Genomic DNA, 6,857 nt, shown 5'->3' with positions numbered 1-6,857 from the left:
CTGGCCAGTAACAAAGGCTTTCAGCCGTAGAGCAAACCACCCGTTCACACGGGTGGTTTTGATTTTTATAAATTTTTTATATTTGTTTTCTATACTGATTTCGAGGAGGGATCAGATGGAAAATCAAATGTTATCTGTTCGAAATGTTACAAAAAAAGTGAAGGGGCGACATTTATTGGATTCGGTTAGTTTTGGCATCGAACAAGGAACTATTTGTGGATTGTTAGGTCCAAACGGCGCGGGAAAAACTACTTTAATTCGGCTTTTAACAGGACTCATTCAGCCTACGAAAGGAGAAATCGAAGTAAATGGAATCCGGTTGACAGCCAATCGAAAACAAGCCTTACGAAATGTTGGTGCGATTGTCGAATCCCCTATTTTCTTTCCGTATATGTCAGGGAAGGAAAACTTAAGAAATTTAGCGCGTCTTTACCCTGATTTATCGAAAACGGAACAAAAGGAAAGAGTTACGGAAGTTCTTCGAATTGTTGGCTTAGAGAATCGAGCGGATGATAAGGTTCGGACCTATTCGCTTGGGATGAAGCAGCGGCTGGGCATTGCTCAAGCACTACTAGGGAAACCGTCATTTTTGATCCTCGATGAACCGGCAAATGGATTAGATCCTATGGGGATTCGGGAATTAAGAGAGCTGATTATGAAGTTGAATCAAAAGTATGGGATAACGATGCTTATTTCGAGTCATTTACTTGATGAAATACAGAAGGTATGCGAACAAATTATTGTGATTCGTGATGGTAAGTTGCTTTGGAATGGCAAGAAAGAAGATCTTGCCAATCAGCATGAAAGCCTAGAAGATGCCTTTATCGAGTTGGTGTCACAATGAAACAATTAGTGCAGAGTGAATGGGAAAGATTATGGAAAAGAAAAACGACGTGGCTTCTATTCTTCAGTGTTCCACTCGTTCTCCTTGGTGCGGCTAAATACTTACACACGCAAAACCAGGCACTTTCAACAGACTTGCCACAGTATGCAGTCGCATGGAACTTTCCAATCTTAGGTCTTTCCGAAATGCTGATCACTGTTTTTCAAGGCATTATCCTGATTTTAATTGCTTTTTCCGTTACGGAGGAGTATCGGACAGGGCAACTGCGAATGGTATTGATCCGTTCGTATTCTTACCAGGAAATTTTGTTTGCTAAATTTATTGTAACGATTGGGACCATTGTGCTGTTTTTCGCCATTTATTTTGCCGTGAGCTACTTACTTGGGATGATCATTTTTGATGCTCCCGCGAAGTTTCCTTTATTTTATCATCAAGAATTGGCTACATGGGCAGATGGATTGCTATACAATGTTAAATTCTATGGAATCGCTATGTTTACAGTGTTAGCCATTGTCTCTATTTTGTTTTTTATTGGGGTTGTTAGCCACACGACGACAACGATGATTGGAACAAGCATTGGGTACCTCTTGTTTTCATTTGCTTATCCTAATGTCTTGTCAATTATGAAACCTTTATTGGGTGACACGCTTTATATGAAACTGTTTTTCACTTCAATTCCTATGATCCAATGGCAGGGGATTACAGCCATGCTTGCTGAACATCCGAAGTGGACTGGCTGGATTATTTTCGTCATTAGTATGACAATCATTATTTTTAACGTTTTAACTTTTCTTATAGTCAAGAAAAAAGATTCTTATATTTAAGGTGGTGCATGATTGTGAAAAACGTTTGGATCAGTGAATTTGAACGAATGTTTAAAAGAAAGAAAACATGGGTGGGTTTGTTTGTCTATCTCTTTCTCCTTGGCTTCGAATGTCTGTTTTTGTATGGGGTTGGGGGACAAAGCTTTTACGATCCGGATCATGTGGTGGGGTTAAACTCGCTAAATACAGCTCCTTTCTTTTTAAGGGAATTAGGTCTTTTTCTCATTTTTGTATTGATTCCGATGTTTGTCGTAGATAGCTTTAATGGAGAGTACACATCAGGGGCATACCGGCTCGTTTTATTACGGCCACAAGGGCGAGCCAAGCTGTTTGCAATAAAATGGAGTGTACAAGGCGTGCTCATTTTTGGCTTGTTAGTATTCACTTGGTTAGCCGCTACGATTTACGGTTATCTTGTTTTTCCTAACGTAACCGAAGTTTCGTTTTTTAATACAGGTGAACTGCAATCGTCTGAAGCGTTCCTTTATGTATTAACATTTTATGCGATTGCGCTACTGATCTTATTAGCCATTCTCACGATTGGAAGTTTGATTAGCACAGTGATGCCTAATGTCATCTTATCCTATATCGGGATCATCGGGTTTTTAATTGGCGGCCTGTATGTTTCGGATCATTTTTCTTTCTTTATCACTTTTACGGATTCGATTTTTCAAGTGCTTGGTAAACAAAATATGACCCTCATCCCGCTTGCTTTTTCGATCGTCCTTATTAGCGCTATACTAAATGTAACGATATGGACAAAACGTGACTGGATGGAATGAGTAAAATGAACGGGAAAATTTTAATTGTTGATGATGAGAAGGATATTGTCGCCTTTATGAAGGATGCGTTAGAGGATGAAGGCTATACGGTAATTTACGCTTATAACAGTAATGATGCATTGCAACGCTTAAAGGAAGAGCCTGACCTGATCATACTTGATGTGATGATGCCAGGAATGGATGGCTTTGCATTATGTGGCGAAATTCGAGAAAGTGTCTCTTGCCCGATTATTTTCGTTAGCGCAAAAAGCGCAGAGCAGGATCGGATCAAGGGTCTGATGGTTGGGGGCGATGATTATATCGAAAAGCCGTTTAGCCTGAAAGAATTAAAAACTAGAATCTATGCACACTTAAGAAGGGAACAACGTATTCATCATAAAACATATCATCGTTTGCATATAAAAAATCTTGTTATCGATACAGCGGCGTATGAGGTGTTTTGCAACAGCAAAAAAATCATGTTTACCCAACGGGAATTTGAAATCCTCCAATATTTAGCTTCACGCCCTAACCAAGTATTATCAAAGGAGCAGATTTACGATCATGTTTGGGGATTAGAAGCGATGGGGGATACGTCGACGGTTACCGAACATATTAAAAAAATCCGGGCAAAACTAGGAAAGCATGACCCTGACACAACGTATATTTCTACGGTGTGGGGAGTGGGGTACAAATGGGAAAGCTAAATCGGATATCCAATCGGACGTTACGCGGCCAGATTGTGTCGTCTTTTCATCTCATTTTAGTGATGAGTATTCTAGCAACATTCGTAACTTGGGGAGTGATTGGTTTATTTTTCTACTTTCTTCTAGAAAATGAGCGAATCAATCCAGCGAATTATTATGAAAGTAAAATTCCGGGTTTAGTCACGTTTGTTCAGGAACAAGAAAACCTTCTTGATGATGAAAATAAAGATAAACTAGAGAAAGTCATTCCGCTTGAAGGCATGGATTATCAAGTGGTGGATAAAGAAGGGCACGTCATGTATGGAAGCATGCCAAAACAGTACCTTTCCTCTGAGAGTGATCTAGCCAATCATCTCAACACAAATTTCTATGATGGCGGTAAAATCCTCCAATATTATCCTGTCTTCAATGAAACAGGAAATTTAATTGGAGCCATCGGTTTTCGCTATGAATTAACACTAACGTCAGCGAATCCTCAAATCCCGTTTGTATTCCTTCTAGGTGGTGGGTTAGCCTTTCTATCTCCATTTTTTTATTTTTATCTTGTTTCATATGTATTCGGTAAACGGTTTAGCAGGAAAATTGAACAACCTTTCAATGAAATTATCGAGGGTGCGCATAAAATTGGTAACCGTGATCTCGATTTTTCGTTATCTCATGTGAAAAGTACAAAAGAACTGAATCAATTGGTTGCTGCTTTTGAAGAAATGAAAGAGGCTTTGAAGGAATCACTCCATAGGCAATGGAAGCTGGAGCAGGAAAGAAGGGATATGATTGCTGCAGTTGCACATGATTTAAAAACACCGTTAACGATTATACAAGGCCATGTGGAAGGATTGCAGGAAATGAAAACATTTCATCCCGAAAGGCTTGAACGCTATTTGCAAACGATACAAGCGAGCAGTCGGCGTTGCATCCAGTTAATCCGTGATTTGGAAGATGTCTCGAAAATCGAACATCCTGAGTTCAGTTTAACAGTGAAACAGACAGATATAAAAGATTTCGTTCTTGCAAAAGCAAAAGAATACGAACTATTGAGCCACCCGAAAAATATTACGTTGGAGGCAACGTTTGATAACATATCCAGTGAAACGAAGCAGGTCTGGATCGATCCGTATCGTATCAATCAAGTGCTGGATAATATCCTATCCAATAGTCTTCGTTATACTCCCCAAGGTGGTGTGATAAAGTGGAAAACAACCATCAAAGAGAAAGAAATTATTTTTGAAATAGAAGACAGCGGTCCAGGTTTCTCAACGAAAAATACGTCGGAGATTTTTGAAAAGTTTTATCGGGATGATCGGTCCCGAAACAGTGAGGGCGGACACTCTGGTTTAGGCCTATTCATCTCACAAATGATTGTGAAGAAGCACCATGGGGAAATCATCGCTCGAAATAAAGAGGAAAGCGGAGCTTATTTTAACATTTTGATAAAGAATATGAAGGAGGGAGAGGACGGATCGGAATCGTAACGTATTCTAAATTCGAATATTATAAGGAGAAAATTTTTTCCCTCTCCTCTCCGCTAGAGGATGGGAAAATGGTTTCTGAGTCGTTTTTGTTGGAAACCTCAGAGGATCGGAATCTCTCGATTTATTATGCACCGGTTGAATATTTCAACGAACATGCAACCGTCCTCATTGTAGGGATAACCCCAGGCATTAATCAGATGAAGAAGGCTTATGCCTCTGTCTTAAATAACAAAGACCGGTTGAAAAATAACGAGCAGCTTCTACATGAAGCGAAGAAGGCCTCTAGCTATGAAGGTACTATGCGGAAAAACTTGATTCACATGCTTGACGAATTGGAGTTGCAAAGGTATTTAGGTCTATCTTCTTCAGCTGAGCTTTTTACTGCTGCCAATCATTTTGTCCATACGACAGGAATATTGCCATATCCTGTTTTTTACAAAGGCAAAAATTTCACAGGTTCAACCCCTGCAATTTTAAAAAATAAAATGTTGAAACGATATGTAATGGAATGTTTTGTTAGTAATCTATCCCGATTAAATAACCCGCTTGTCATTCCATTAGGAGTGAATGTCTCGAATGTTCTTCGTCATCTTTTGAAGTCAGGACTTTTTAACGCCACTCATATTCTTACGGGGTTTCCTCACCCATCAGGGGCGAATGGCCATCGGCATAAACAATTTGCAAATCATAAAGAAAGAATGCGGAAGGAGATAGCTGATTACTTTCAGAAATGAGCCTTAGTAGTTAGGAAGAAGTTATTAAAGATATTGTTAGGAGGATTTATGGTTTATTCTGATTGGTATAATCACCGCTATTATTGTTTCTGGCATAGAGAAATTCTTGAAACAGTAATCATTAAACCGCACTGATTTTGAAAAAATCAATACGGTTTAACAGGCTTTCTTATATTTTATTTTTCTAAAATATCATGGTCAACGTAGCGTTCACCGTTCAATTCACTAATGACGTTGATCGCAACCTTTGCTCCATCACCGGCTGTGATAATAGCGTGGACGCTCATTCCTGCACACGTACCTGCTGCCCATACGCCGTCGATATTGGTTTTCCCTGCAGCATCCACATCCACGACCTTTTTTATTCTCGGTTCGGTTCCTTCTTTTGTTTGAACGCCAATTTTTTCTGCAAAGTTGACCGTTGCCCCGGTTGCAAGAATGACGTGCTTCGCCTCATATTGGCCGTTCTCAGTTTCGATTTGAATCGTATCGCCTGCCTTTTTCAGATCGACGGCTGTATCGTTTATGAGTTCAGCGCCGAAGCTTTCGGCTTGCTTCAAGCCGATATCGACCATATCCGGTCCGTCAATTTCCTTGACTCCGTAATAATTTAGAAGTAGCGCCCGCCTCGTCATGCCTTTATCATTGTCGATAAGCAATGTTTTCTTTCTAGCTTTTGCAGTAAAGAGGGCGGCGCTAGCCCCAGCGGGGCCTGCCCCGATGATCGCAACATCAAACATAAAACCAGCTCCTTAAGATATAGTTACGTATGGTAATACATTCCCCAAATGAGTGCTATTTCCTCTAATTTACAGATAACTTTGTGATGAATATAAAAATTTATGAATAAATTTCTTCATTTTACAAAGTATAGAAATTGTTGGGATCAAAGTAGTGACCCAACAAACTTATTTTTTTGGAGGTAATGTACATGCCACAACAAAATCAGCAACAACTTCAACAGGCTGTTCAAGCTGCACAGCAAGCTCAACAAGCTGTTCAACAAGCACAATCAAGTGCGAATCCACAGCAAATCCAGCAAGCGCAGCAACAGCTTCAACAGGCGCAACAGCAGCTTCAGCAGGTTCAAAGCCAAGCAGGTGCTCAAGCTAGTGCACAAGAACAGCAACAATTGCAGCAGGCACAGCAGCAGCTTCAACAAGCACAACAGCAAATTCAGCAAGCGCAGCAAAGTGCTAACGCTCAAAACAAGATGCAATAATTTTTGAAACCTACGATCGAAGGAAGAACAGATGAAAATCTGGCCTCCTTCGATTTTTCATTGCGATCATTTATCGCAAAATAAATGCAAAAAAGAACTTTGGTCTTTTGAAAAGATGCTTTTTATCGTATTTAGGCGAGAAGACTCCATCTTCAGCGAAGCAGGGTGGAGATGAATCGCCTTCGGATAAGGGATAGACATCAGCTATCTAAATTGTCCGACTTGTATTTTTTAAATAGTTAGGATACTTTCACCCTGATGTATGCTATAATGGAAACATACATTCCCGTGTA

At 39.9% G+C, this 6,857-nt stretch carries 8 protein-coding genes; 7 read left to right on the top strand and 1 reads right to left on the bottom strand.

What is annotated here, in order from left to right; all coding sequences use genetic code 11:
• The first annotated feature begins 115 nt into the window (after positions 1 to 115).
• The 6 genes from DCC39_RS18300 to DCC39_RS18275 all read left to right on the top strand — a co-directional run bounded on the left by DCC39_RS18300 (position 116) and on the right by DCC39_RS18275 (position 5,342).
• Positions 116 to 844: an ABC transporter ATP-binding protein gene (locus tag DCC39_RS18300; protein WP_116556326.1), complete on the top strand. Its 729-nt coding sequence runs from the start codon at positions 116 to 118 to the stop codon at positions 842 to 844.
• Positions 841 to 1,668, top strand: coding sequence for an ABC transporter permease (locus DCC39_RS18295; RefSeq protein WP_116556325.1), 828 nt, complete (start codon positions 841 to 843; stop codon positions 1,666 to 1,668). The genes DCC39_RS18300 and DCC39_RS18295 overlap by 4 nt, the downstream gene beginning before the upstream one ends.
• Positions 1,669 to 1,676: 8 nt before the next feature.
• Positions 1,677 to 2,450, top strand: coding sequence for an ABC transporter permease subunit (locus DCC39_RS18290; RefSeq protein ID WP_240613696.1), 774 nt, complete (start codon positions 1,677 to 1,679; stop codon positions 2,448 to 2,450).
• A gap of 5 nt (positions 2,451 to 2,455) precedes the next feature.
• The gene (locus DCC39_RS18285) at positions 2,456 to 3,136 is read left to right on the top strand and encodes a response regulator transcription factor (RefSeq protein ID WP_116556324.1); all 681 of its coding nucleotides are present in this window, start codon (positions 2,456 to 2,458) and stop codon (positions 3,134 to 3,136) included.
• A complete protein-coding gene (locus DCC39_RS18280) occupies positions 3,124 to 4,608 on the top strand; it encodes a sensor histidine kinase (protein ID WP_116556323.1) in 1,485 nt (494 codons plus the stop codon). The genes DCC39_RS18285 and DCC39_RS18280 overlap by 13 nt, the downstream gene beginning before the upstream one ends.
• Positions 4,609 to 4,676: 68 nt before the next feature.
• Complete coding sequence (locus DCC39_RS18275; protein ID WP_240613695.1) at positions 4,677 to 5,342, top strand: hypothetical protein; 666 nt, start codon at positions 4,677 to 4,679, stop codon at positions 5,340 to 5,342.
• Between the two features lie 176 nt (positions 5,343 to 5,518).
• On the opposite strand, the gene DCC39_RS18270 is transcribed toward DCC39_RS18275, so the two are convergent.
• On the bottom strand, positions 5,519 to 6,082 hold the full coding sequence (locus DCC39_RS18270) for an FAD-dependent oxidoreductase (protein ID WP_116556321.1): 564 nt from the start codon (positions 6,080 to 6,082) through the stop codon (positions 5,519 to 5,521).
• A 191-nt stretch (positions 6,083 to 6,273) separates the two neighbouring features.
• Here DCC39_RS18270 and DCC39_RS18265 point away from each other — a divergent pair, with 191 nt between their 5' ends.
• Positions 6,274 to 6,564, top strand: a complete 291-nt coding sequence (locus DCC39_RS18265) for a hypothetical protein (protein WP_205948544.1) — start codon at positions 6,274 to 6,276, stop codon at positions 6,562 to 6,564.
• The last annotated feature ends 293 nt before the right edge of the window (positions 6,565 to 6,857 follow it).

Origin of the sequence: Pueribacillus theae (assembly GCF_003097615.1) — a bacterium.
Taxonomy (GTDB): domain Bacteria; phylum Bacillota; class Bacilli; order Bacillales; family UBA6769; genus Pueribacillus; species Pueribacillus theae.
This window is presented reverse-complemented; position numbering and strand designations above follow the sequence as displayed.